The sequence below is a fragment of the Psychrobacter sp. 4Bb genome (genome assembly GCF_002836735.1).
Lineage (GTDB): Bacteria > Pseudomonadota > Gammaproteobacteria > Pseudomonadales > Moraxellaceae > Psychrobacter.
In genome coordinates, this window is the sequence record NZ_PJAS01000036.1 from 1 (window position 1) to 25,286 (window position 25,286).

The 25,286-nt window shown below is 43.1% G+C and carries 17 protein-coding genes and 1 pseudogene; 11 read left to right on the plus strand and 7 right to left on the minus strand.

Annotation, left to right across the window (positions count from 1 at the left end; all coding sequences use genetic code 11):
* From CXF60_RS00805 to prmB, 3 genes are all read right to left on the minus strand, one after another.
* Positions 1-1,254: hypothetical protein (locus CXF60_RS00805; protein ID WP_145990190.1), on the minus strand; the 1,254-nt coding region annotated here is incomplete at its 3' end.
* A gap of 50 nt (positions 1,255-1,304) precedes the next feature.
* Positions 1,305-2,408, minus strand: a complete 1,104-nt coding sequence (gene aroC / locus CXF60_RS00810; RefSeq protein ID WP_102090389.1) for a chorismate synthase — start codon at positions 2,406-2,408, stop codon at positions 1,305-1,307.
* A 136-nt stretch (positions 2,409-2,544) separates the two neighbouring features.
* A complete protein-coding gene (gene prmB / locus CXF60_RS00815; protein ID WP_102090390.1) occupies positions 2,545-3,717 on the minus strand; it encodes a 50S ribosomal protein L3 N(5)-glutamine methyltransferase in 1,173 nt (390 codons plus the stop codon).
* Positions 3,718-4,057: 340 nt separating this feature from the next.
* Between prmB and CXF60_RS00820 the strand changes: the two genes are divergently transcribed.
* Complete coding sequence (locus CXF60_RS00820; RefSeq protein ID WP_180958055.1) at positions 4,058-5,461, plus strand: L,D-transpeptidase family protein; 1,404 nt, start codon at positions 4,058-4,060, stop codon at positions 5,459-5,461.
* 151 nt (positions 5,462-5,612) lie between these two features.
* Here CXF60_RS00820 and CXF60_RS00825 read toward each other — a convergent pair whose 3' ends face one another.
* Positions 5,613-5,825, minus strand: a complete 213-nt coding sequence (locus CXF60_RS00825; RefSeq protein ID WP_102090391.1) for a hypothetical protein — start codon at positions 5,823-5,825, stop codon at positions 5,613-5,615.
* Between the two features lie 275 nt (positions 5,826-6,100).
* On the opposite strand from CXF60_RS00825, the gene CXF60_RS00830 reads away from it, so the two are divergent.
* From CXF60_RS00830 to CXF60_RS00850, 5 genes and pseudogenes are all read left to right on the plus strand, one after another.
* Positions 6,101-7,840 (plus strand): DUF389 domain-containing protein, encoded by a 1,740-nt coding sequence (locus tag CXF60_RS00830; protein WP_102090392.1) that lies wholly within the window; start codon positions 6,101-6,103, stop codon positions 7,838-7,840.
* Positions 7,841-7,994: 154 nt separating this feature from the next.
* Entirely contained in the window at positions 7,995-10,667 is a 2,673-nt protein-coding gene (gene alaS / locus CXF60_RS00835; RefSeq protein ID WP_102090393.1) for an alanine--tRNA ligase, read from the plus strand.
* Positions 10,668-11,024: 357 nt separating this feature from the next.
* Positions 11,025-12,311 carry an aspartate kinase gene (locus CXF60_RS00840; RefSeq protein ID WP_057759246.1) on the plus strand — a complete coding sequence of 429 codons (1,287 nt, stop codon included), beginning with the start codon at positions 11,025-11,027 and terminating at the stop codon, positions 12,309-12,311.
* Between the two features lie 423 nt (positions 12,312-12,734).
* Positions 12,735-12,902, plus strand: a pseudogene (gene csrA, locus CXF60_RS00845) (carbon storage regulator CsrA); the annotation flags it as partial.
* 178 nt (positions 12,903-13,080) lie between these two features.
* Positions 13,081-13,455 (plus strand): HopJ type III effector protein, encoded by a 375-nt coding sequence (locus tag CXF60_RS00850; RefSeq protein WP_057759243.1) that lies wholly within the window; start codon positions 13,081-13,083, stop codon positions 13,453-13,455.
* Positions 13,456-13,586: 131 nt separating this feature from the next.
* On the opposite strand, the gene CXF60_RS00855 is transcribed toward CXF60_RS00850, so the two are convergent.
* Together CXF60_RS00855 and CXF60_RS00860 are read right to left on the minus strand one after the other, a co-directional pair.
* Positions 13,587-13,898 carry a YeaC family protein gene (locus CXF60_RS00855; RefSeq protein WP_057759241.1) on the minus strand — a complete coding sequence of 104 codons (312 nt, stop codon included), beginning with the start codon at positions 13,896-13,898 and terminating at the stop codon, positions 13,587-13,589.
* 55 nt (positions 13,899-13,953) lie between these two features.
* Positions 13,954-14,958: an NAD(+) kinase gene (locus tag CXF60_RS00860; RefSeq protein WP_179798759.1), complete on the minus strand. Its 1,005-nt coding sequence runs from the start codon at positions 14,956-14,958 to the stop codon at positions 13,954-13,956.
* A gap of 319 nt (positions 14,959-15,277) precedes the next feature.
* On the opposite strand from CXF60_RS00860, the gene CXF60_RS00865 reads away from it, so the two are divergent.
* Positions 15,278-16,000, plus strand: a complete 723-nt coding sequence (locus CXF60_RS00865; protein WP_057759239.1) for a Bax inhibitor-1/YccA family protein — start codon at positions 15,278-15,280, stop codon at positions 15,998-16,000.
* Between the two features lie 119 nt (positions 16,001-16,119).
* On the opposite strand, the gene CXF60_RS00870 is transcribed toward CXF60_RS00865, so the two are convergent.
* Positions 16,120-18,918, minus strand: a complete 2,799-nt coding sequence (locus CXF60_RS00870; RefSeq protein ID WP_102090394.1) for a heavy metal translocating P-type ATPase — start codon at positions 18,916-18,918, stop codon at positions 16,120-16,122.
* Positions 18,919-19,355: 437 nt separating this feature from the next.
* Between CXF60_RS00870 and mrcB the strand changes: the two genes are divergently transcribed.
* From mrcB to CXF60_RS00890, 4 genes are all read left to right on the plus strand, one after another.
* The gene (gene mrcB / locus CXF60_RS00875) at positions 19,356-21,860 is read left to right on the plus strand and encodes a penicillin-binding protein 1B (protein ID WP_416376857.1); all 2,505 of its coding nucleotides are present in this window, start codon (positions 19,356-19,358) and stop codon (positions 21,858-21,860) included.
* A gap of 114 nt (positions 21,861-21,974) precedes the next feature.
* On the plus strand, positions 21,975-22,787 hold the full coding sequence (locus tag CXF60_RS00880; protein WP_228706994.1) for a tetratricopeptide repeat protein: 813 nt from the start codon (positions 21,975-21,977) through the stop codon (positions 22,785-22,787).
* Between the two features lie 133 nt (positions 22,788-22,920).
* Positions 22,921-23,847, plus strand: a complete 927-nt coding sequence (prmA, locus tag CXF60_RS00885) for a 50S ribosomal protein L11 methyltransferase (RefSeq protein WP_102090395.1) — start codon at positions 22,921-22,923, stop codon at positions 23,845-23,847.
* Positions 23,848-24,019: 172 nt separating this feature from the next.
* On the plus strand, positions 24,020-25,282 hold the full coding sequence (locus CXF60_RS00890) for a DUF3426 domain-containing protein (protein ID WP_102090396.1): 1,263 nt from the start codon (positions 24,020-24,022) through the stop codon (positions 25,280-25,282).
* Positions 25,283-25,286 lie beyond the last annotated feature (4 nt).

The following is a 25,286-nucleotide window of genomic DNA, read 5'->3' on the forward strand; positions in this document are numbered from 1 at the left end:
GGTTCTATTTAATTCATTATGTTGACTTGATATGTCATTAAGAACAAATTGCTTAAACTGTAGCATTCTCCTCTTAGCTTCTTCATCAAGGTCTTGCTGACATAATACACATTTATCCAAGGATTCATTTGATGGAAAGGTTTGTCCATCAGACATATTAGAACTGTGAGCAAAATCCTGAGCTGAACTCCACAGAATCCTCCATGGGCTTGTACCAAAGCTTTGGAAAGTATTCAAATCATTCAGTTCATTCCTGGCTATTTCATAAGCCTGTTTAGTACTGTCAAAACTTTGCTTGAAATCTCGAATATTAACTATAGCTTGAGTACTGAAATAACTTTCAATTTCTGATACTTTTTGAAAGTAACTTTGTAAGTTGCTTTTGGTAATCCTCAAGTCCTGTATATCTCTGCTTGGGTTTGGGCTATCTAAAATACTTTCTAAAAAACTCTTTCTATCAATATCTCTTTGATTAAATTGGATAGAATCATTTAACTGCTTATTATCGATATTCTCGATCTGACTGTACCAGCTAGAGATTGGTACATTAACTGGTGAATCTGGTAAAGCGGGCTTGACTACATTATATTGTGAAATTTCCAATTTTAGCTTAGATTGTATTTGGTTAAAAACATCGATTAAGCTTTCTAGCAAATCTATACCAACAGGTTTATATTCAGCTGGGTTATCTTTATTTATGTAAACTTCACTACATTCACTATCGAATACGAATATAGACTTTAACAGAGAATGACTTTCATTACTTTGATTCCATATCCAATCAATATTTTGACCTTCAAAACCTATTTTTATCTCAACTTGCTGCTGTGTTTGATCGCTTCTAAAAATATTAGTTTTCAATTCTATATTTGGTGCTCTACTCCAGCATAACTTCTTAAAAATCCTTGAATAGCTTGATTTCCCAGAACCGTTATTACCGTAAATGACGGTTAGACCATCTTCTGAAAACTTTAAATCTGCTTCACTATGTAAAGCAGATATATTTTTAGGATTTTTCAAACCTAGTAATTTTGGATAGTCATTATTAGTTTGAATACTTGTCGGAATATGCGTTTGATCATAAAAAATAGGTTGAATATTGACTGTATCATCACCGTGTTCTTTCTTAACTAATAAAGTTAGCTCATTAATATCATCATTATCAATAGAAGCATTTAAAATTCTTCGAAGACTGTCTCTTAGATACAATGGCTTATTTTCAGACCATGCTAATATATAATGATAAACAGACATACTTAAGCCTTTTTAAGATAAGTGTACTTTCAACAGAATTCAATGAAACACTAAGTAATCGATTGTACTGGCGGCTTTACGTCGGCGTTTTGACCACGGTGACGTAGATAGTGATCAAGCAGTACGATCGCTAGCATCGCTTCGGCAATGGGCGTAGCACGCACACCAACGCAAGGATCATGACGACCCTTAGTCAGCATATCGACGGCTTCACCTTGAGTGTTGATGCTCTTGCCTGCAGTGGTAATGCTAGAGGTTGGTTTTAAAGCAATACTCACACGGATATCTTGCCCTGATGAGATACCGCCCAAGACACCGCCAGCATGGTTGGCTGCAAACCCATCTGGCGTCAGCTCATCACGAGCGCTATGTCCGAATTGACCTGCTACCGCCATCCCATCACCAATCTCGACGCCTTTGACCGCATTGATACTCATCATCGCATGAGCAATATCGGCATCTAAACGATCAAATACTGGCTCGCCTAAGCCTACTGGCACACCGCTTGCAATGATATCAAGGCGCGCACCACAGCTAGTGCCTTCACGGCGCAAGTTATCAATCAAGGTCTCAAAACGGCCAATCGCTTCTTTGTCTGCACAAAAGAACGGATTGCTATTTACAAACTCCCAGTCAATTTGACTCGGATCTAGGACGTTACTATGTTCATTGCCGATTTGAGTCACATGACCGCGGATTTGAACACCCAGACGTTCTTGCAAATACTTCTTGGCGATAGCACCAGCTGCTACACGCATAGCCGTCTCACGCGCTGACGAACGACCGCCACCACGATAGTCACGGAAGCCATATTTCATACTATAAGTATAGTCAGCGTGTCCAGGACGGAAAGTATCTTTGATATCGCTATAGTCTTTAGACTTTTGATTGGTATTGCGAATCAATAAACCGATAGACGTACCTGTGGTTTTGCCTTCAAATACGCCAGAGATAATCTCAACTTCATCAGACTCACGGCGCTGGGTTGAATACTTGGACGTACCTGGTTTGCGACGATCCAAATCTACTTGTAGGTCGTCTGCAGATAATGCTAAACCTGGTGGTACGCCATCAACGATGGCCATAAGGCCTGCCCCATGCGACTCACCGCAAGTGGTAACCGTAAAAACCTGCCCAATACTATTGCCTGCCATAACTGTCCTTAAACAAGTAAACCCTACTGATGACTATGTGACCAGTCACTCATAGTTACTGCTTGTGATGAGTGATTGTAGTTGTTGCTTATAGTTTCGGCTCGTGCAGCCGACGTCTATTTAACCTAATATCTGTCTATTGAAGGCTATCTAATAGCTGAACATAAGAGGCAAACAATTGACGGTTTGAGACTAGCTCATCATAGGTAATCGCAAAGACACCATGCCCGCCATGTGCAAACTTCAACCAATCAAACTGGATTTCAGGATAGGCTTGTTTTAGCGCCCATTCGCTGTCACCTACTTCACAGATCAGCAACCCATCTGGACTAAGGTAATCTGGCGCTTCAAATAAGATACGATGTACCAAATCCAAACCATCTTGGCCAGCTGCAAGTGCATGCTCAGGCTCATATAAGAACTCAGGCGGCAAATCTGCCATGATAGCAGCGTCCACATACGGCGGATTGGTGACGATAAGCTCATACTGGTTCTCAGCAGGTATCTTGGCAAACAAATCAGACTCGATTACGTTTACTTGATGACCAAGGTCATGATGATCGACATTGACCATTGCCACTTCTAATGCGCCTTTATCGATATCAACGGCATCGACCAACGCATCAACGAAACGAGTAGCAAGCGCGATAGCGATACAGCCAGAGCCAGTACACAAGTCCAAGATACGCTCAGGCTGCGACAACTGCTTCACATCTAGGCCATGGTCATAAAATACCGCTGACTTTTCGTTCGGACTGACACCCAGTGGTTTGGCCAACTCGGTAACTTCAAAGTACGGATGGAACTGCTGACGAATCAACTCTGCAATCGGTGAACGAGGGATAAGAACCCGCTCATCAACATAAAAAGGCAAATCGCAGAAGTACGACAAGTTAATCAAATAACTTAACGGCTTACGTTCAGCGATACGCTCTTCTAACAGCCCTAGTACCAACTGCTTTTCAGACGTGGTCAGACGACAGTCTAAAATCTGCTCATTGGCAGACCAATCGAGAGACAAAGAATGCAAGACAATGGCTGACGCTTCTGCAAACTCATCGGTCGTGCCTTGTGCAACAACAACGTCATAGTTACGCAGCTGCGTGACTGAAAAACGAATAAAGTCGCGAATACTGACGAGCTGCTCACGTGCTTCGTTTAGCTCTAAATGTAAGTTAGCAAATTCATCGTGCTCACCAAGAAGTCCAGTCTCTAAATCATACTCCATCTCACCGTCTAAGCCTTCAGACTCATCGTTGAAGTATTGGTTTTGAAACTCTTCTGCACTCATTGTTTGGTCTTCTGACATATCGCACCTTGTGGATTAACTGCTAGCGGGTTAAATTGCTTTTTGCTAAAAATCGTTATATTAAATAAAATTCAGTCATACATTATAGACGTAAACCTCTAGTAGCGCCAATAACTGTCATTTTTACTTGCACAAAAAATAGTGCGAATAATGAACAGTTTGCGTAAGAATCGAGCACGACGCCATACACACCTTGGTTAAATTATTACCCAACTGTAGCGAATACGTCAGCAGTTGACGTTTTGCAAGTCTTAAATGCAAAAAGATGTGTCAAAAGTTTGCGATGCAATCAAATTATGCGCATAATAGCCGCATTAGTAGCAACCACAAGTGACTCAATATGATGAAAATAAAGCCAATTATTACTGCCATATCTATCGCAGCTGTAAGCGCCAGTGTAGCCGCACTTGCTGCACCTGCCGATAGTACTCGCACATTGCCAGTACGCACGGCTGACGCTATGCCAGGTCTTGCCAAAAAGGTTAGCCTTAATGTGCAAGAGAACCGTAGTCGCTCAGATGGCGCTGCTACTGTACAGTTAAATACAGAGAAAGCGAAACCAGTCGACAGCATGAACCAGCTTATCAATAATAAGCAAGAAGCCAATCAAAACGTGTCAGCCCCAGCTGCTGACAATATGAGTGCAGCAGAACTGACGCGTAAAGATGAGCAAGCTGACCGTAACGATGACATTAGTGAAGGCCAAGCCGTCGCTGCGCCTAGTGACCTATCATCTATCGACTCGTCTGATCCACTTGCTTTTGAGTTACCAGAGAGTGAGAAGCGTCAAGACTTTAGCGACGATCCAACCATCAAAAACATCGAAGACAAAGATGGTAAGAAGCACACAACGCTGAACTTGTCGAACTATGCTAAGCAAGTGAACGGCGCTGTCTGGTCACCTAATATGAAAGTCAACTCAGCGATGACGATCAAAATGCAGGCGCTGCTTGATTGGAACCATGCTTCTCCTGGCCCTATCGATGGTGGTTGGGGTATGAACAGCAAAAAAGCCCTTGTTAACTTCCAAACGATGAAAGGCTTGCCAGCGACTGGTAAAATGGATCAAAAAACTTGGGATGCCTTGGTTAAAAACATTCCTGCGAATAAACCTGTACTGGTCACTTATACGTTGACCGCAGACGATATCAATACCAATTTTGCGACTACACCTTCTGGTTCAGAAGCGAAGTCAAAAATGAAAGGTCTTTATTATCAAGACATTAAAGAGATGCTAGGTGAACGTTTCCATATGGATGTACGTTACTTAGACAAACTCAACAAAAATAAAAAGTACGCTGTTGGCGAGACTATCACAGTACTAAATACTCGTGACAAGCTGAACCAACGTATCAATCGCGTAGTCGCCAACAAAGCCGACAAGACATTGTATGCCTATAATGGTGACAAATTGGTTGCTACTTATCCGACGACTGTTGGTAGCGATGCCACACCGTCTCCAAAAGGCACGTTCAAAATTATCAATAAAGTGAAAATGCCTTGGTATAAATCAACCGTCGGTGAAGGCGCTCAAAAGAAAGTTCATATGATAGCACCAGGACCAAACAACCCAGTCGGTGTCGTTTGGATGGGATTATCTAAGCCTTCTTACGGTTTACATGGCTCACCAGTACCTGAAGGTATCAGTCGTCAAGGCTCAGCAGGTTGTGTTCGTTTGACCAACTGGGATGTGTTAGAAGTGTATGCCAATATCGAAAATGGCGCAGTTGTCGAACTTCAATAAATAGAACCTTATCAAAGCTAGCTTCGATACTAGTTAGCAGATATTTTTAACGATAAAAAAGACCTCAATATTGAGGTCTTTTTTGTTTGCTGATGGGCGGTTCTACTTTACATCGATAACACTGCTTGTCTTTATATTTTACTGTTCGCCTTTATGTCTTATAACCTTCCTCATTCCCAGTAATACTGCCAATTTTTTTGGTAAAGAATAACCCTGCAGGTATCGAAGCCAAAACACCCAACCCCACTGCTATTTGAATATGAAATATCTCATCGAACCCTGTAACGAGAGCGCCGATCATAAAAAGTCCGATAGTCACGGTGGCTGTCATTGAGTAGATCACAGAAAATAATGGCCAGTTCATAAGTTATTCCTTATCTTTATTGAGGATATAATACATTTAACCTTAATTCCACAAAAAAAGTAAGTATTTACCGTGAACCTTTGTAGCATCTATATTGAATGACTTTAGAACAAAAACCATGCTATTATTAAGGTTTTAGAATTAATCATAAGAAATACCAGTTCTTACTCCCACCTTCTCTCAACTCTTTTTTATATTTTCAAGAATCTCCTATATCTTTATCTATTTATCATTACAATAATGACTTTCTTTACCTACTAAGAACGCTATCTGCTATGTCCTCATCTGAAAAAAACACTGCGCCTAACTCAGTGGATCAAAACGATTCATCAATCGCTACTGACGCCTCTCACAATCAAGACGCGACAATTGACCCAGTAGTTGATGATGCCGCTGTAGACAATAATGAAAGCGAAGACAATCAACACAAGCAATCGACTGATACAGATAGCAAAACAGACTCCGAAGTAGACACTGAATGTGCGCAGCCACCTGACGCCGAGATAACGATGGAAACCATCAGTGACGATGTGGTCGTAGCAACATTGGAGTCGACAGAACCTGAGTCACAATCAAATACTGAAGCATCAGAGGTTGCAGAGTCAGAAACTATAGAAGCGAAAGAAAAGTCCGATTTCTTCCAGTCGGATACGGCAGAAATAACAGAAAAAAGTGCTCAAGATGATAGTGGTGCTGAAGTAACGGTAGAAGCAGAAGACGACACTGCCGATGACACAAACATCGCAGCACAGTCATCAGATAACAAAACAGCCAATCAACAAAAAACAAAAGACAAACCTAGTCGCGATGATGACAATCAAGAGAATAATTCAGAAGATAAAAGTCAAAGTAAAGACACCGATGTAGAAGACAGCGACACTCAAAAGTCTCAAGGTGAAAGTGACGAAGATAAGGTTCAAGAGGAAAAAGAAGCCAAACTTGAGTCTTATAAGCAGTTTGTCGCCGAGCAATTCAGCAATCAAAAGGTAGATTACCCAGAAGTACGGGTTAGGATTGAGGCGAACGCACTGCCTAGCAAGATGTACTTCATCATGAACATCTTATCTGCCATTATTGCCAGTTATGGGCTAGTGACCAATTCAGCAGCCGTGGTTATCGGAGCTATGTTGGTTGCGATGATGCTAGGCCCTATCACGGGTATAGCGCTAGCGATTATCGATCACCGTATGCCATTGCTACGTAAGTCGCTCTTTACCGTCATTATCGGTGTCTCATTGGTGGTATTGGTCGGCTTTATCGTTGGTTGGCTACATAAAGATCAACCGCTAACGGCAGAAATCCTATCACGTACCCAGCCTACTTCCATGGATCTGATGATTGCCTTAGCTGGCGGTACTGCTGGCGCGTACGCGATGGTATCTCCGCATCTCTCGGTTGCTGTTGTCGGCGTTGCAGTTGCCACAGCCTTAGTACCACCACTGGCGGCTAGCGGTATCTTGCTCGCTAATGGCGAGATGCAGCTTGGGCTTGGTGCGCTGTTATTGGCAGCAACCAACATTCTTGCTATCCAGTTTACCAATGCGCTTGTATTGTGGATATTAGGGTTCCGCCGTTTGGTCGATGACGATTATAAATCCAATACCTATCTGACTTTTTTGCAGCGTAACGCGGTGACTTTATTACTACTTGGTGGCCTAGGTGCCTACTTAACCATCAACCTACAGACCAATGCCAAGCAGCAAGTATTTGAGAGTAGTGTCAAAGAAGCCATCAACAACTACTTTATCGACCAAGGTAATGTATTGACCAATACGCAGTTTGATACCTCAGAAGAGAACCAAGTGGTGCGAGCAATCGTGCGTGGAGAGACTTTGCCGAGTTCATACGATGTTCGCCAGATTGAAACGCTCATTACTAATGATATGGCAGAGAATTTCCCAGAGTACTTGCCAATTAAGCTTCAACTACGCTATTTGCCTGTGCAAGTAATCGAGTCCAATCCAACCACACAAGACAAATTGGATGAAACTGATGCGGCCATTTTGACCAACTAGTTTGCATACTCTATAAATTAGGCAATGACTAACACACGTATAATAACCTAGTAGTTATAACTCTTGTACCAAGAGCTTGGGCGTTTGTGCTAAAATCGCTTGCAAAATTATTTTATGTCATTTACTCAATTCTATCCGTCAGTAAGGAGCCGCTGTGAGCCAGCCATTTCGCTCAGCCGATATTCGCCAAGCCTTTATCGATTTTTTCATAAGCAAGCAGCACACCCAAGTTTCATCGTCTAGCTTGATTCCACACAATGATCCGACATTGCTATTTACCAATGCCGGTATGAATCAGTTTAAAGAAACCTTTTTGGGTATGGAACCACGTGACTATACACGTGCGGTAACCTCTCAAAAGTGCGTACGTGCTGGCGGCAAACATAATGATTTGGATAATGTCGGCTATACCGCACGTCATCATACTTTCTTTGAAATGCTTGGCAACTTCTCATTTGGTGATTATTTCAAGCAAGCAGGTATTGAGTATATCTGGGAGTTTTTGACATCAGATGAATGGTTAGCGATTGATAAAGACCGTCTATATGTGACCATTTACGAAACCGATGACGAAGCCTTTGAGATTTGGAATAAAAATATCGGCATTCCGAGTGAGCGCATCATTCGTATTGGTGATAACAAAGGTGCTCCTTACGCTTCTGATAACTTTTGGACGATGGGCGACACTGGTCCTTGTGGCCCTTGTACCGAGGTCTTTTATGACCATGGTGCCGATATCGAAGGGGGCTTGCCAGGTACGCCAGAAGAAGACGGCGATCGCTATATTGAGATTTGGAACTGCGTATTCATGCAGTTCAATCGTCAAAAAGACGGCACGCTATTACCACTGCCAGCACCTAGCGTCGATACAGGCATGGGGCTTGAGCGTATTAGTGCCATTATGCAAGGCGTCCATGGCAACTATGAGATCGATTTGTTCGTCTATTTAATGGATGCAGCAGCTGAAATACTAGAAATCAATAATGAGCAACAATCATCACTAAAAGTCATCGCCGACCATATTCGTGCCGTGGCGTTTTTGATTGCTGATGGTGTCACGCCAAGTAATGAAGGTCGCGGTTATGTATTGCGCCGTGTCATTCGTCGTGCGGTACGTCATGGCAACAAGCTTGGCGCTGATAGTGAATTCTTCTATAAAATGGTTGCGCCGCTTGTGGCTGAAATGGGCAGTGTCTATCCTGAGCTAAAAGACAAGCAGAGCGTCATCGAAAACGCCATTCAAAAAGAAGAAGCACAGTTTGCTAAAACATTGGCTCAAGGCTTACGTTTGCTTGCCAGCGAACTTGAAGGCTTACAAGATGGTGATACGCTATCTGGTGAAGCAGCATTTAAGCTTTATGATACCTATGGTTTCCCACTTGATTTGACTGCTGATATCACTCGTGAGCGTGGTATTGCTATTGATGAAGCCGAATTTGATGAGCATATGCAGGCACAACGTGAGCGTGCGCGTGATGCTGGCAAGTTTGACGTCGATTACAGCAGTGTCATCCAAGTAGAAACGCCAACGACATTTATCGGCTATGAGCAGCTTGAAGAAGACGGCGTGACTATTGACGCGCTTTATCAAGACGGCAACCCAGCAGACAGCTTAACAGAAGGCATGGAAGGCGTTGTGGTATTAGATCGCACCCCATTTTATGCTGAAGGTGGTGGTCAGGTTGGTGAGCTTGGTGAAATCCGTACAGCATCTGGCGTCTTTGAAGTGCAAGATACCAAAAAATCTGGACAGGCGATTATCCATTATGGTGTCGTGACCATGGGTGATATTAGTACTAAACAAACCGCTGAAGCGCAAGTACTGTCTAGCATTCGTGCAGCCAGTGCCAAAAACCACTCGGCCACTCACCTATTGCATGCAGCGCTAAGAGAAGTGCTAGGCGACGCGGTCACGCAAAAAGGCTCACTAGTCTCAAGCGAAGTACTACGTTTTGACTTTGCTTATGACAAACCTGTCAGCGCTGCTGAAATCATGCGTGTCGAACGTCTCGTTAATGAGCAAATTCAAGCCAACACCCCTGCCCGTATCGAGCACATGTCGATTGATGAAGCGATGAATCAAGGCGCTATGGCACTGTTTGGTGAAAAGTACGGTAGTGACGTTCGAGTCCTAACCATGGGTACAGACCGTATCGTTGATGGTCAGCGCAAGCCTTTCTCTATCGAGCTATGTGGTGGCTTGCATGTACAGCGTACGGGCGATATCGGTGTGCTAAAAATCACCAGTGAGTCTGGTATTGCGGCTGGCATCCGCCGAGTTGAAGCCGTCACAGGTATGAATGCGGTCAAAAACATTCAGCAAAGCGAGCAACAACTGAGCGAATTGGCAAGTCAGCTGAAAGTAAAACGTCCTGAAGTAGCGCAGCGTGTCCGTACTATGGCTGATAAGCAACGTGACCTAGAAAAACAACTAGAGCGCTTAGAGCAAAAAATAGCCAGTGCTCAAGCAGCCAATTTGCTTGATGATGTACAAACGATCGCAGGTACGCCAGTTCTTATCAGCACCTTAAGTGGTATCGATGGTAAATCCATCCGTACGCTGATGGACGATATCAAATCAAAACTGCCTGATAGCGTGATTGTATTGATTGGTGATAAAGATAACCAATTAGCACTCGCAGCGAGCGTCGCAAAATCTGTCACTGCTAAAGTGAAAGCTGGTGATATTATTCGTCATTTGGCAGGTGAGCTTGGTGGTAAAGGTGGCGGTAAGCCTGACTACGCACAAGGCGGCGCACCGAAGTCTGGTAACAGTGCAGCGGTTATCAGCGCTCTACCTGCTTGGATTGAAACCCAGCTTAGCTAAGCTAGTGAATATTAAACTCGCGAATATACTAGTATAGCGCGTCACAATGTATCTTATACTTATCGCATAGCTTTACTCTACTACGCATAGAATACGTGATTGGTTATAACTACTATAACCAATCGCCATATATCTAAGCGCTCCTGAGGCTTAAAGTTATGCGGTAGATATGGTATAAAGGTCAACGTTTGGGCATATTGTTCATTCTATAAGGTTGATAGATACCATTAGAAGAATGAAAGACCTAAAGGCATAACTCTTATCATCTGGCTTTATCTATACAAGCATTGACGAGCATCACATTGACTCTCCTCAATGACAATAAAAAGTCATTATTGAATAAATAGGTAGATTTTTATGGCGTTAATAGTACAGAAATACGGCGGCACCTCGATGGGCAGTATCGACCGCATCAAAAACGTCGCCAAACGAGTCAAACGCTGGCATGACAATGGTCATCAAGTGGTCGTCGTGGTCTCAGCCATGAGCGGCGAAACCAACCGTTTGATTGATCTAGCTCGCCAAATTAGCACGCAACCTGATCCTCGCGAATACGATCAGATGGTCTCAACAGGTGAGCAGGTTTCTATCTCACTGCTTGCCATGGCCATTAAAGAGCTTGGTATTGGTGCCCGTTCAATGACTGGTCGCCAAGTCGCGATTAAAACCGACAATGCCCATAACAAAGCCCGTATCGAAAGCATCGATGACAAAAACATACGCGAGCAATTAGATGCTGGCAATATCGTTATTGTGGCAGGTTTCCAAGGTATCGATGAAGAAGGCAACGCGACCACATTAGGACGCGGCGGTTCTGATACCACAGGTGTGGCGATTGCTGCGGCCTTAGGCGCTGACGAGTGTCAAATTTATACCGATGTCGATGGTGTCTATACCACTGACCCTCGTGTGACCTCAAAAGCCAAAAAGCTTGAAAAAATTACGTTTGAAGAAATGCTTGAAATGGCAAGTCTTGGCTCTAAGATTCTACAGATTCGCTCAGTAGAATTCGCTGGTAAATATGGCGTGCCGCTACGTGTACTCTCTAGCTTTGATGAAAACACAGACGGTAGCTTTGACCAAGAATTTCAAGACAACGTGGGTACCCTAATTACGATAGACGAAGGAGACAATATGGAACAGGCAATCATCTCAGGTATCGCGTTCAATAGAGACGAAGCAAAAATCTTAGTACGCGGCGTGCCTGACCATCCTGGTATCGCCTCTGCTATCTTAAGCCCAATTGGTCGTGCCAATATCGAAATCGATATGATTGTACAAAACCTTTCGGATAACGGTACCACTGACTTTACTTTCACAGTTAACCGCACTGATTTAGATAAGACGCTAAAAGTGCTTAACGAAGAAGTGAAAGATGAAATTGGTGCCAAAGAAATATTAGGCAACAGTGAAGTTGTTAAAGTTTCATTGGTTGGTGTTGGTATGCGATCACATGCTGGTGTTGCTAGCCTTATGTTCCAAACGCTGGCTGAAAACAACATCAACATCCAAATGATTTCAACCAGCGAAATCAAAGTGTCGGTTCTGATTCAAGATCAACACTTAGAAAAAGCCGTTAAGTCATTGCACACGGCATTTGGCCTAGATCGTGAAGACGGTGAAAGTAAAATCGCTGGGCTATAAGACATAAAAACTGTTAAAATATAGCATTAGCATTGACGGTTATCTATTAATCGCTGTTAATGCCTTTATATAGTATGTAAATAAATTGCATATAAATTAATAGCGTTTGAATTAATAGTATCTAAATAAAAACAGTACTTAAATAAAATAGGATCTTTTTAGGTCCTATTTTTATTTTTTAGCATAGTTGAAATGAGCATTTACCTAATAGTTTTGTGAAAAACCGTGACAGTATCTGTTATGCCGCCTATAATGGGGCTTTCATTTGGGCTAAATGAATCTACCTATCATTACCGCTATTGGCACGATATCTGGCATCGTGATAATGGTTATATTGCATGTTTGGTGCTGCGGTGATGTTCTGCAATTGAGAAGTAATCTGATGAGTAATAATTTGTTGATGCGACATAAGGAGTGTGACGCATGTTAATTTTGACACGCCGCGTGGGCGAAACGCTAATGATTGGCGACGAAGTAAGTGTGACGGTTCTAGGCGTCAAAGGCAATCAAGTACGTATCGGTGTAAACGCACCTAAAGATATTGCAGTACACCGCGAAGAGATTTATCAACGTATTCAGCATGAGCGTTCTGTACAGTCGCAAATGCAGCATCTTGAACAAGGCAACTTTTCGCCTTCGTTTGATGACGAAGACTACTTTAATCGCTAAGCTAGCTAAATTATAATGCTGAACGCTCAACGGCTACTATCATCATTGAGCACACATAAATATTATATTGTTTTTTAATCTGCTCTGAGGTCATTTATTTATGAGTATCCGCCAATCAGATGTATCGGCATTACTTAATGGTTTGAACAAAAAAGCCATTGGATTCAATGATGTCATCAGCTTTATCGATGATTTTTATCGCTATGCGCCTGCCCCTTTTGTGAATGGAATGGTACATAATGCAGCCGGTGAGAACGAAGGTAGCGCAAAGATTTTTGGTTTTGCTAAGCACCATGGCCTGAACCAATTGGACACGCTTAAACTATTTGGCGAACATTATGCCAAGGTTCAAGCAACGCCTAATGGTACCGATCATGCCAATATCCGTAATTTTTTACATTGGGGCTGGCAAGGGTTTTTGATGCAAAAGAACCCGTTAACGGTTCGTCCTAGTGTCGATACGACTGCTATTTAATCATTTATAGTGATTAAGCTATTTCTGATAATTTAATCATTGATAAAGTAAAAAAAGCCACGCTATATAGCGTGGCTTTTTTATGATAATTGTTTTTATAACAATCATTATAGACTTACTTATTTGTAGATCTATTTATCACGAAACTTAACAGGCTGTACCGCGCCTTTAGGATTCGGCATATTAGGATAGTGATGCTCGTGCTCGACGTCACATTCAGCACCAACGACAGAACCATCATCTTTTACAGGTTTATGAATATAACCTGTACGCTCGGCTGGCGGCAGGTGCTCATGCTCCCATACCATCACTGCTTGCATACAAGTCTCACGCTGCTCAGCGGTAATCTTACGACCGTCAGGCCATTTACCTAGCTCAATCGCCATACGAAACTTATCAACCACTTCGGGCGTTAGACTTGCTAGTATTGTTTGTTTATCCATCTTGCCTACTCTCCACTACCATTTTTTGTATCATATTTTGGTCTAATAGATACGCTTATTCATCGTCTATAATATCATCATCGACATCAAGACTGAATTCTTCGGCATGTACGTTCCAGTGCAGCTTTGTACGGCAGGCCTCATAAAAGTCAAACCCAGGTGGGTGCAACAAGGTAAGCTTATCAGGATGCTTACGAATATGTAGGCGTTGCTCTTGCTCAAGTGGCACGCTTGGCTTACCGTCTGCACTCACCATTGGCTGAGTACGATTGTCTTCGTGGATACGAATACAGACCTCACTATTACCGCTGACCACAATCGGTCTGCTAGATAATGTATGGGGATGCATTGGCACCAGACAAATAGCGTCCATACTCGGATGAATGATTGGACCGCCACCTGATAAAGCATAAGCAGTAGAGCCAGTCGGTGTTGCTGCTATCAAGCCATCACTATGCTGTCTATAAACGTCATGTCCATCAATTTTCATCTGAAAATCAATCATATGTACGGATTTGCCGGCGTGCAGTACGATGTCGTTCAGTGCCATGTCTTCATGGATAATTTTGCGCCCTTCTCGTATCTCCATCGTCAATAAAAACCGATGATCCAGTTGATAGTCTCCCATCAATACTTGGCGTAACTTAAACGCAGCTTCATCAGGTTTTACATCTGCTAAGAACCCTAAGCGACCACGGTTTACACCAAGTACAGGTACACGGTAGCGTGCTAGCGCTTCAGCAGCATGTAATATCGAACCATCACCGCCAACAACAATAACCAAATCACAAATCTCACCAATCAAACCACGTTTGACGATTTTGACTCTTTCTATATCTGTGAGGTCAAGCGTTGGTAAATTGGCCGTTTGTACATCCATTATCAACGTCAAATTCATATCATTGACGGTTTGGGCAATCTGTACCAAGCTTTGAGTAACACTACGTTTACCAGCACGGCCCATTAGACCAATACGCCTAAAGGCGGGGTTTTTAATAGCGTGGAATAGCTCTGATTCATGTAAGTGTGGCAATCTTGCTGACTGCGCTGAGTTTTCCATAAAACGACTCGGTATAACGGTGAAGTACAAGGTAATGATAGCGATAAATGCGCGCTTAGACTAGCATGTTTATGAATTATCGTTGTTAACTGTCGTAACTGACCCCATATAAAAGCTATCGAATGTTTTACTTAGCCGAATCTGTCTGTTCAGTTTTCCAATTAGCGTATTGAGCGATACAGTAGCCCGATGCGCTAGCCAATGAGCAGTCTAAGGTTGCACCGCAGCAGTTGTCACGCAAACACAGTTGACAATAATAGCGGTTTTGCTAAAGTAACCAACATCACTATTTTTATATTTTATTATTAAGGACTTATGTATGGCCAATCCTATTGTCAGTCGCGCAGAACTTGCGATCGGCGGTAATCCAATGACGGTCAAGGGCGTAATTCAAAAGACCAGCTTGTTACTTGGTTTATCAGCCATTACTGGTGTGGGCTTTTTCTTTTATGCGCTTATGGCAGGTTTATCGCAAGGTTTTATTACGATGGCAGCCTTTGGTAGCATGATTGCTGCGTTTGTTCTGGCGCTTTTTATTACCTTCAAGCCGCAAAAAGCCAAGACTTTGGCAGTGCCTTACGCCTTGTTAGAAGGTATATTTTTGGGCGGTATCTCATTATTTTTCATGAGAATGTATCCAACAGTACCAGTCACTGCAATGTGTGCAACTTTCGTCACAGCTGCGGTTATGCTTGGTCTATATCGTTCAGGTTTAGTTAAGGTTACTGAAAAGTTCCGTTCTATCGTGACCTCAGCGGTTATTGCCATTATGCTTGTTTATGTAGCACAGTGGGTACTTTCTCTAGCGTTTGGCTCATCATTGCCGTTCCTATTTGAAGGTGGCGCTATCGCTATTGGCTTTAGCTTATTCGTGATCGTTATTGCTTCTTTCACTTTGCTATTAGATTTCGATAACATTGATCGCGGTGTTGCGATGGGTGTGTCTGAAGATTACGAGTGGTTGTTCAGTATTGGTATTCTTGCGACCTTAGTCTGGATGTATATCGAATTTATGCGTCTGCTAAGCTATCTACAAGACTAATTGTAAGAGCTACCTAACAATATCTTTGTATAGAAAAAACCGCCTTCCATTTGATGGAAGGCGGTTTTTTTATGAGCAAACTTTACAGACCTGTTTATATTGAATGCTTTTTAAAGAGACTAAGCACGTTTTAAGCGCAATGCATTTAATACGACAAATAGCGAACTGAGCGACATACCAATTGCAGCAAGCCATGGTGGCACATAGCCTAAAGCCGCTGGTATCAGGACGATACTGTTGTAAGCGAGCGCCCAACGGAAATTTTGCTTGATAATACGTTCCGTCTTATCAGAGATACGTTTAGCCGCAGTGATGGCCTCGATTTGTCCGTTTAAGATAATACTATCACTGGATACTTGTGCTAAGTCTGCCGCACCTGCAATCGAGGTCGACACATCTGCTGCTGCTAATACCGGTGCATCATTGATACCATCACCCACCATCAATACCACGGCACCGTTAGCTTGCAACTGCTGAATATGATTGACTTTATCAGTTGGTGATAGTCCGTTGTATGCTGCTTGTATACCTAAACTTTCAGCCATCACTAGCGCTTGCGGGCTTGGATCACCTGTCAACATAACAAACTCTATACCTAGTCCTTTGAGCGTATCGAGCATCGACTGCGCACTATCACGTACCTTGTCATTGAAATAAAAGCATGCCAGCGCCTGCCATTTTTTTCTATCAGTATTTTGATAAGACAATACTACTGCTGAGCTGGCTCGTTGAGCTACTAGATCGATGGTTATATCATTATTTGTACCTATATTATTGGTACCGTCATCTGTTTTGTCTAACGCAAAGTCCTTATGACCGATTCGATATACAGTACCATTAATCATCGCTTCTACACCGCCTGCTGGATAATGCTGTACGGCTTGCGTCGATGGTAGGTGTAACTGATGGGCTGCCGTCAGTAGCGCGTGGGCAATGGGATGACGACTCCCTACTTCTAGTGCAGCTGCAATTGCCAACAGCGTATCTTTTTGCGCTGTTAATGACAAATCGTCAGTTTCGGTCTGGCTTTTTGATGTAATTAACTCGATATTTAGTAGGTTTGGTTTGCCATAAGTCAACGTGCCAGTTTTATCAAAAGCAACATGCGTGATTTCAGCTAGCGTCTGTAAGGTATGACCACGAGTCGTCAAAAAACCATAGCTTGCCAGACGATTGGTTGAGACGGTCAAGGCAATCGGCGTCGCCAACGATAGCGCACAAGGACAAGTAGCCACCAAGACTGCTACGGTAGCCCAAATAGCTTGGCTTGGATCAACGATATACCAGCCGACAAATACCAAGACTGACAATACTAAAATACGCGCCACAAACCAACGTGCCAACTTATCCGCTTGCTGCGCCAATTTGGGTTTTTCGCTCATGGCACGATTCATCAATCGATCAATTAAGCCTATCTGGCTGTCCTTTGGCAATGCTGTGACGAGCATCTCAAACGGCTGGCTGTCATTTTGTGCACCGCCGACGATATAATCACCTTGGGATTTGATGATTAAATCACCTTCGCCCGTCAGTAGACTTTGTGACACCGTTGCAGTAGAACTTAGCAAGATACCATCACTGATAATCTCTGAACCTGCCTCAACCAAAATGATGTCACCCACCTGTAAACTATGAGCGGTGACCATTTGCTTTGACTCTATATCGCCTTCGGGCTGTGATTGCGCATTTTGTTGGTTACGTGACTGCTGCCAGTCTTGAGCGATGCGTGATGTGAGCTGATAAATATTGGCATCCATACGCTGCATAAAGTCAGGCATGACTTCAGCCGCTACACTCGAACCCTTTTGAGCCTCATTTTCGATAGCTTTATCTTGTTGATATTCATTTTCTTTTAGCAGTTGTAAAATATACTCAGCTGCTGATTTGTCTTCAGCGACTTTTTGCACCAATACCGGCTCGACGACCACCAAATCGTTAGCCATAGTTGCGGCTTTTAGACGTGCGTTATGCTCGATATAACGCCCTGCCAGCAAAAAGAAAATAAACATACTGACCGAGTCATAGTATGTCTCCCCTTGCCCAGTGATGGTAGCGTAGAGACTGGCAAAGAAAGTAATAATCAACGCAAGACTGACGGGCACATCCATATTGACTTGGCGGGCACGAATCGCTGACCATGCGGAGGTAAAGAAAGGAATGCCAGCATAGAAAAATACAGGCGTACTCACAAACAAAGACACCCAACGCAAAAAGTCACGCTGGAATATCAACATGTCGCTATACTCGCCAAAATACAGCGCAACGGCATACATCATCGCTTGCATCGAACCTAGTGCAGCGATGCCGAGACGCAATAGCATTTGATTATTATGACGTACCAGCATGGCTTCGTGTGTATCTTGGCGATAAGGCTTGGCTTCGTAGCCGATTTCGTTGATGACTGCTAAAATGCGACTGATGGGTAATTTGTTCTCATCCCAAATGACCCGCATACGTTGGTTGGTCAAATTTACCTGACATTTACCAATACCCTCTAGCTCATCGAGACGTGATTCAATCAGCCAAGTACAGGCAGCACAGCGTAAGTTATTAACAGACAGCTCTGCTACTGACATGCCATCTTGCGCATAAACGAACTGCGATTTTATCTCGTCATGATCATAGACTTCGAGGCGCGTCAGCTGAGTTGGCAAACTTGCCGTACGGTTAATCTCTGAACGGTCAAGATAGTATTGCTCAAGACCAGCCTCTACAATGCTTTGGGCAGCTAACTGACAGCCCATACAACACATCTCTCGTGACTGACCTAATATCTCAGCATAAAAGGGTGGCTGAGGTACGGGGTCGCCGCAGTGGAAACAGTGATCAGCCAGCGGGAGCACTAAGCCTTCGATGATAGAAGTGTCTTCATAAGAATGATTGGTAGCAGATGATACTGATGATGGGATACTAGACATAGTCGCGCTTACTTCCTTTGACAGGCTTGCTTAAAATGCATTCATTTAAAGCAAACTTGCTCGTATTAACTGTACTGTACGTCATGCAATAGAGCCGTTTTTAATCACATAAATATCACTACCGCTAGTAGCATAGTATTAATAACAAACGGCTAATAGCAAACAATTAGCAACAGCGAATTCATACAAAATACATCGTGAGGGCAATCGTAAATTGTTATCTTATATGGCGTTTATCTACCAGATTGAAAGTGACTGACGCTTTCTTACAAGTATTGGTATTTTAATAGGGATTATACTATAAGCCATTGCTATGAGCAGTACCATCGCTCATGGCCTACGACCAATAAATGCCCGCGTTGACGATGATAGATTGAAAAATTTGTCAATTTGCGTCATTATGAGGCAGTTTTTTATCCAAAAATGGTGCGACATCCGTGCAAAAACCTAATTACAAGTTACCAAATACCAAGTTATCAGTGTCATCTAAGTCTGCTATGCACACGCTACCCTCGCAGCAGCGCGGCTTGGTCTTTAGTAGTCTGCTATTAATTATTATCATCGCAGGCATGGTGCTATTGGCACTGTATTTGATCAAACTTGATCGCACCATTACTCATAAGTTTGAGGGCAAGCGCTGGGACATTCCAGCCAAAGTGTATTCGCAGCCGCTTGAGCTGTATCAAGGCGCCAATGTCGATAGAGATACGATGAAGACATGGCTAGAGTTGCTGAACTATCAAAGCAACAAGGCTTATGATCGCACGGGCACCTATCATCGGACAGGCAATACTTACTTTATTCACACTCGCGGCTTTACGTATAGCGCCAATGATAAAGATGCCGAGCAAGTCATCAAAATGACGATTTCTGGTAATAAAGTAGAATCTATCCAGAGTACTCTGCCTGCCAAAAGCGGCATCATTCGTTTAGAGCCTGTCAATATCGGTGGTATCTATCCAGACAGTAATGAAGATCGGATGGTTGTGTCTTTGGACGAAGTGCCTCAGCCGTTGATTGACGCCCTTATCGCTACCGAAGATCGCGCGTTTTATGAGCATAAAGGGGTATCGGTACGTGGTATCGCCCGTGCCGTAATCAATAACTTTACTGGTGGTGCCAGACAAGGTGGTTCGACAATCACCCAGCAGCTGATCAAAAACTTTTATCTCAACTCAGATCGCACTATCAAACGCAAAGCCAATGAAGCATTGATGGCCGTGCTACTTGAGCTGCATTACAGCAAAGATGAAATTTTACAGACCTATTTGAATGAGATTTATCTGGGTCAAAATGGCAACCGCTCTATCAATGGCTTTGGTTTGGCATCACAGTTTTATTTTGACAAACCACTTAATGAGCTGCGCTTAGATCAGCAAGCGATGCTGGTTGGTATGGCAAAAGGCCCAAGTATCTATAACCCACGTCGTAATCCAAACGACTCAAAAGCACGCCGTGATGTGGTGCTTAATAACATGCTGACCATGGGTACACTGAGCCAAGAAGACTACGACAAAGCCTTAAAGCAACCGCTTGGCATCGTGGATAAGCCTGCTGAAGGCAAAAGTCAGTTCCCTGACTTCTTGGATATTGTTAAACGTGAGCTAAATACCGTTTACTATTCTGACGACCTCAAAAACGAAGGTCTGATTATTATCAGCACCTTAGACCCTATCGCTCAATTGGCAGCAGACAAGGCTGTTGATAGAAAACTTGGTGAACTACGTCGTAATAGTAGCAAAACTAAGGATTTACAAGGCGCGTTAGTGAGTGCCAACCCTGAGACTGGCGAGCTAGTGTCTGTTGTAGGTAGTGGTAGTGAATTTACAGGGTTTAACCGTGCGGTCGATGCCAAACGCCAAGTCGGCTCATTGCTTAAACCTATCATTTATATGACTGCGCTTGAGAGCGGTCGTTATAACTTAGCCAGTTCAGTAGATGACTCCCCTATTACGGTCAATCTAAACGACGGTACTGACTGGAACCCTAAAAACTACGACAACCGTGATCATGGCTATGTACCATTTACTACAGCATTGTCTCAATCCTATAATCAGGCGGCAGTACGCTTAGGTATGGAGTTCGGCGTTAATACTTTTGCTAAGCAATTACAGCGCATGGGTATCAAAGAAAAAATCCCGCCTTACCCATCAGCATTGTTAGGCTCAGTTAATTTGAGTCCGATGGATATGCTTGGTATTTACCAAGTCTTTGCCACTGGTGGTTTCCGCACGCCTATTCATAGTATTCGTACGGTCATTGATGATCGCGGCCGTATTTTACAGCGTACTGGGCTTAATACTCAGCGTAGCATTCCACCTGAAACCAACTTTTTGACCAACTATGCATTACAGCAAGTCGTCTCAAATGGTACAGCCAGACGTGCCCAATCACTCGGTAGTAATTTAAATCTAGCAGGAAAAACAGGTACGACAAATGACTACCGTGATGCTTGGTTTGCAGGCTATAGTGGCAACTATGTAAGTGTCGTTTGGGTTGGCCGTGATGATAATAAACCGATTGGTTTGAGTGGTGGTACTGGCGCCTTACCAGTTTGGGTAGATTATATGAAACGCCTAAAACTGACTCCAGTTGCTCTACCAGAGCCAGAAGGTATCGAGTGGTTATGGCTAGAAAACAACTCAGGCAAACTGTCTAATGAGCGCTGTGCGAACGCTCGCTACTTACCAGTAATGTCAGCTCATCTACCAGAAGAAGCCAGCAGTTGTGCGCTAAGCCTGTATCAGCAAGATCGTGCTCGTGAACAGACACAGTTTCAGAATCAGCAAGGTGATATCAATCAACAACGTCGCCGCGAAGGTTTAGAGATTCCAAATGGTGAAGCTGTTGAATCTGATGGTGCAGAAGGTATCAGCGAGCAAAGTGAAGGTGATGAAGACCGTGCTGATACTTGGTATGACCGCGCTGTTGAATGGTTCTAGCTGTTGAATGGTTCTAGCTGTTGAATGGTTCTAGCTGTTGAATGGTTCTAGCTGTTGAATAACTCTAATAGTGTTTTTGGTATTTAGCTTTTAATATTTAAAAAAGGTTTTAACATGATGGTGTCATCTTTACGGACAACTACTTCAGTAAAACAAACCATAGTGCTATGGCGTAATAAAATTACGTCAAGCAATACCTTACTTGCAGGCAGCGCGATCATTGGCATGCTCAGCCTAAGTGCTTGTCAGACGGCCCCTAGCACATCGCCCACAGTGCAAACCACGCCTGTTCAAACATTACCAACGTCACAACCGACCATGCCATCAATGACAACTGCTCAAGCGCCTGTCACGGAAGCAAATGATCAAAGCAACTATCCAACCGAGCCTTACGATGCAGTTGAACAGTCCGAAACACCAAATCCATTAACGCAAGAGACACCTGTATTTACACCTCCCGCTCCAGAAGTGATGCAGCCTGATCCTGTTATCATTGCGCCTTCTCGTAACGACTATATAATCTCTGAACCATCAGTACCGTCGCATAATGAATTACTTGAGCACGCTAGAAGAAACTCGCAGCAACGTACTCAACAATCTGTAAGCAATAATAGTAATCTACCTGCGTTTCGCAATTTGATGCAAGTAGGTATCAGTCAGTTGAAAGCGGGCAATCTAACCAATGCCGAGAACAGCTTTACCCGTGCACAGCGTCTAGCACCTAAGTCATCGGCGGTATACTTCTATTTGGCACAAGTAGCATTAAAAAAGAACCAACCTCGTAAGGCAGAAGCGATGGCACGGCGTGGTCTTAGCGTCTCTCAAGATAGCAGTCGTAGACGAGCACTATGGCAAGTTATATTGCAATCAGGACAAGCTCAGGGTAACTCACGCGTGGTCAATGAAGCAAAACAAGCACTGCGCTAATAACTGATATTTGCACATTTTAGATTCATTAGTTAAAACCTCTATATATATCATACATTTCATTGTATGTAGATTTATTTAGGGCAGCCCCTAACACCTACACTTATTTTTATTTCCGCTTAAGGTTATCTTTATGGCATGGCAACAACTGCATTTACAATGCGAAAAATCAAACGTCGACTTAGCTGAAGCGCTTTTATTAGAAGCAGGCGCATTATCAATCGCTTTAGACGATGCTGGCGATCAACCTCTGTTTGAGCCACTTCCAGGTGAATCACCGCTTTGGGATGAGGTGATACTAACAGGGCTATTCGATGCGACTACTGATGCTGGCAGTCGTCAAGCGGTTGAGCAATTAAGTCATGAAATCGCTGCACAAGTACAGGCTACTCGTATTTGGTTAACGGCTGTTGATGATAAGGATTGGGAGCGCGAGTGGATGAGCAACTATCATCCTATCGAATGTGCTAATGACTTATGGATTGTGCCTGACTGGCTAACGCCGCCTAACCCTGAAGCTACCAATATCATTATGGATCCAGGTTTGGCATTTGGTACTGGCTATCATGCTACGACTCGCCTGTGCCTAGACTGGCTAACAGAGCAAGACCTAACAGACAAAGTGGTTATCGATTATGGTTGTGGCTCAGGTATTCTAGGGATCGCTGCTTTACTATTGGGTGCACGTCAGGTATATGCAGTCGACATCGACCCGCAGGCGGTACTTGCTACCAATCAGAATGCGGTACGCAACAATGTAGGCGATCGTTTACAGGCATTTCTACCAGAAGAATTTACAGAGTACTGCTCGCAACATGATGTGTTGCCTGTAGAAGTGATCGTTGCCAATATTCTAGCAAAGCCGCTTATTGGTTTAGCACCTTACTTTGCAACACTGATTGCGCCAAAGGGCCGTATCGTATTGGCAGGTTTGATTGAGTCACAAACCGAGCAAGTCACTGAAGCTTATCAGCCATATTTTGCACTGGATCCAAAGCATGCTTTTACTGCGCAAGAAGACCAACATTGGCAGCGTTTATCAGGTACATTTACCAGCTAGCAACATTTAATTACATCTGTTACGATAGAGGGCAGTCAAATGTTATGTGTTTGACGCCACTCTGTCTTTGCCTACAATTCATCGAAATTAAATAAGTAAAATGCGTATTGTGGGCAGCTATTGGTGAGTGGCTAAGCGGTATTGATAACCATACTTTTTTGGATTCGCCTCTATGACCACGCCAATAAAAACCCAATGCCCCCATTGCCAAGCTTGCTATAGCGTTAAACAAACTCAACTAAATCAAGTCAATGCTACCATCAGCTGTGAGCGGTGCCAGCAAAGTTTTTTGGTCAATAAGCATCTTGTGGTAAATTCTGAGGTCATTCAAAAACCAACACCACAAAAAAATATTCCTGCTCAACAAAAAGCTCAAAATCAACCAATATCAAACGAGCAAAAAGCGAATACTAGTAGCAATCAGCATAAGCCTCAAAATATTCCAAATCGCCCTACGTCTTCAACTAATAAGAAAAAATCATCTGATGCTTTAAATTATGATGGTTTAATCCATGACGATATGGATATAGACGAGCCAGAAGAAAATGTTCAAGAGTATGACTCTTTAGATAGTATGGATGCATGGTTAACCCAAGCAAGTAATACCAATCCTAGCGTAGCAACCACAGAAAAACCAAAAGCGCCCTCTTCTAAAGAAACTATCAAAATCCCTAATCCATCAACAAAGAAACCATCTACTAGTACAATATCAGCATCAGCATCAACACAGGACATGCTTAGCTCGGCAGCGGCCAATGATATTCATGCCAATGTTGAGAGTACTGATAACAATTCATGGCTACAAAAACTATTAGAAGAACAAAATCAAGACGAAGAAACACCGCCAGATGATACAGACTTATCACAGCTTCTATCCGATATGGGAGTACCCGTTAAAGATGAAGACCCTGTTGCCGACGAACGTTTAAGAAAAACACAGCTACCGTTTGCACCAACCCAAACGACACGTTCAATTGCATCATTGTTATGGGTACTAGGTTGTTTGGTCTTAGCACTGCTACTCGTGGCTCAGTATGTTATTTTTAACTTAGAAAATTTAGTCAAAAACCCAGCCTATGCTCAGCGTCTCCAATCGATCTGCTCTGTCGCTGCCTGCAGCTTGCCCAGTGCAGACTTATCAGCGTTTACCATCAACAATACCTTTCATAGAAGCAGTCAGATTAAAACTGCTGGTACATTTAGTGATATAGGCGCTACTCTGAGTAATGGCAGCCCGCAAGCACAACTATACCCAAATGTAAAAATAAGCGTTTATGGTAAAAATGAAATTATTGGAGAGTTCATTGCAGATCCAAACGATTATTTATTAGGCAAGCAAAGTCAGTTAGCTGCCAGTACAGATAGACAGCTATTATTTACTATCCCTGTCGCTAATGCGCAAATTCGCGACATTACTATGACCGCTCTTTATTAAAGTA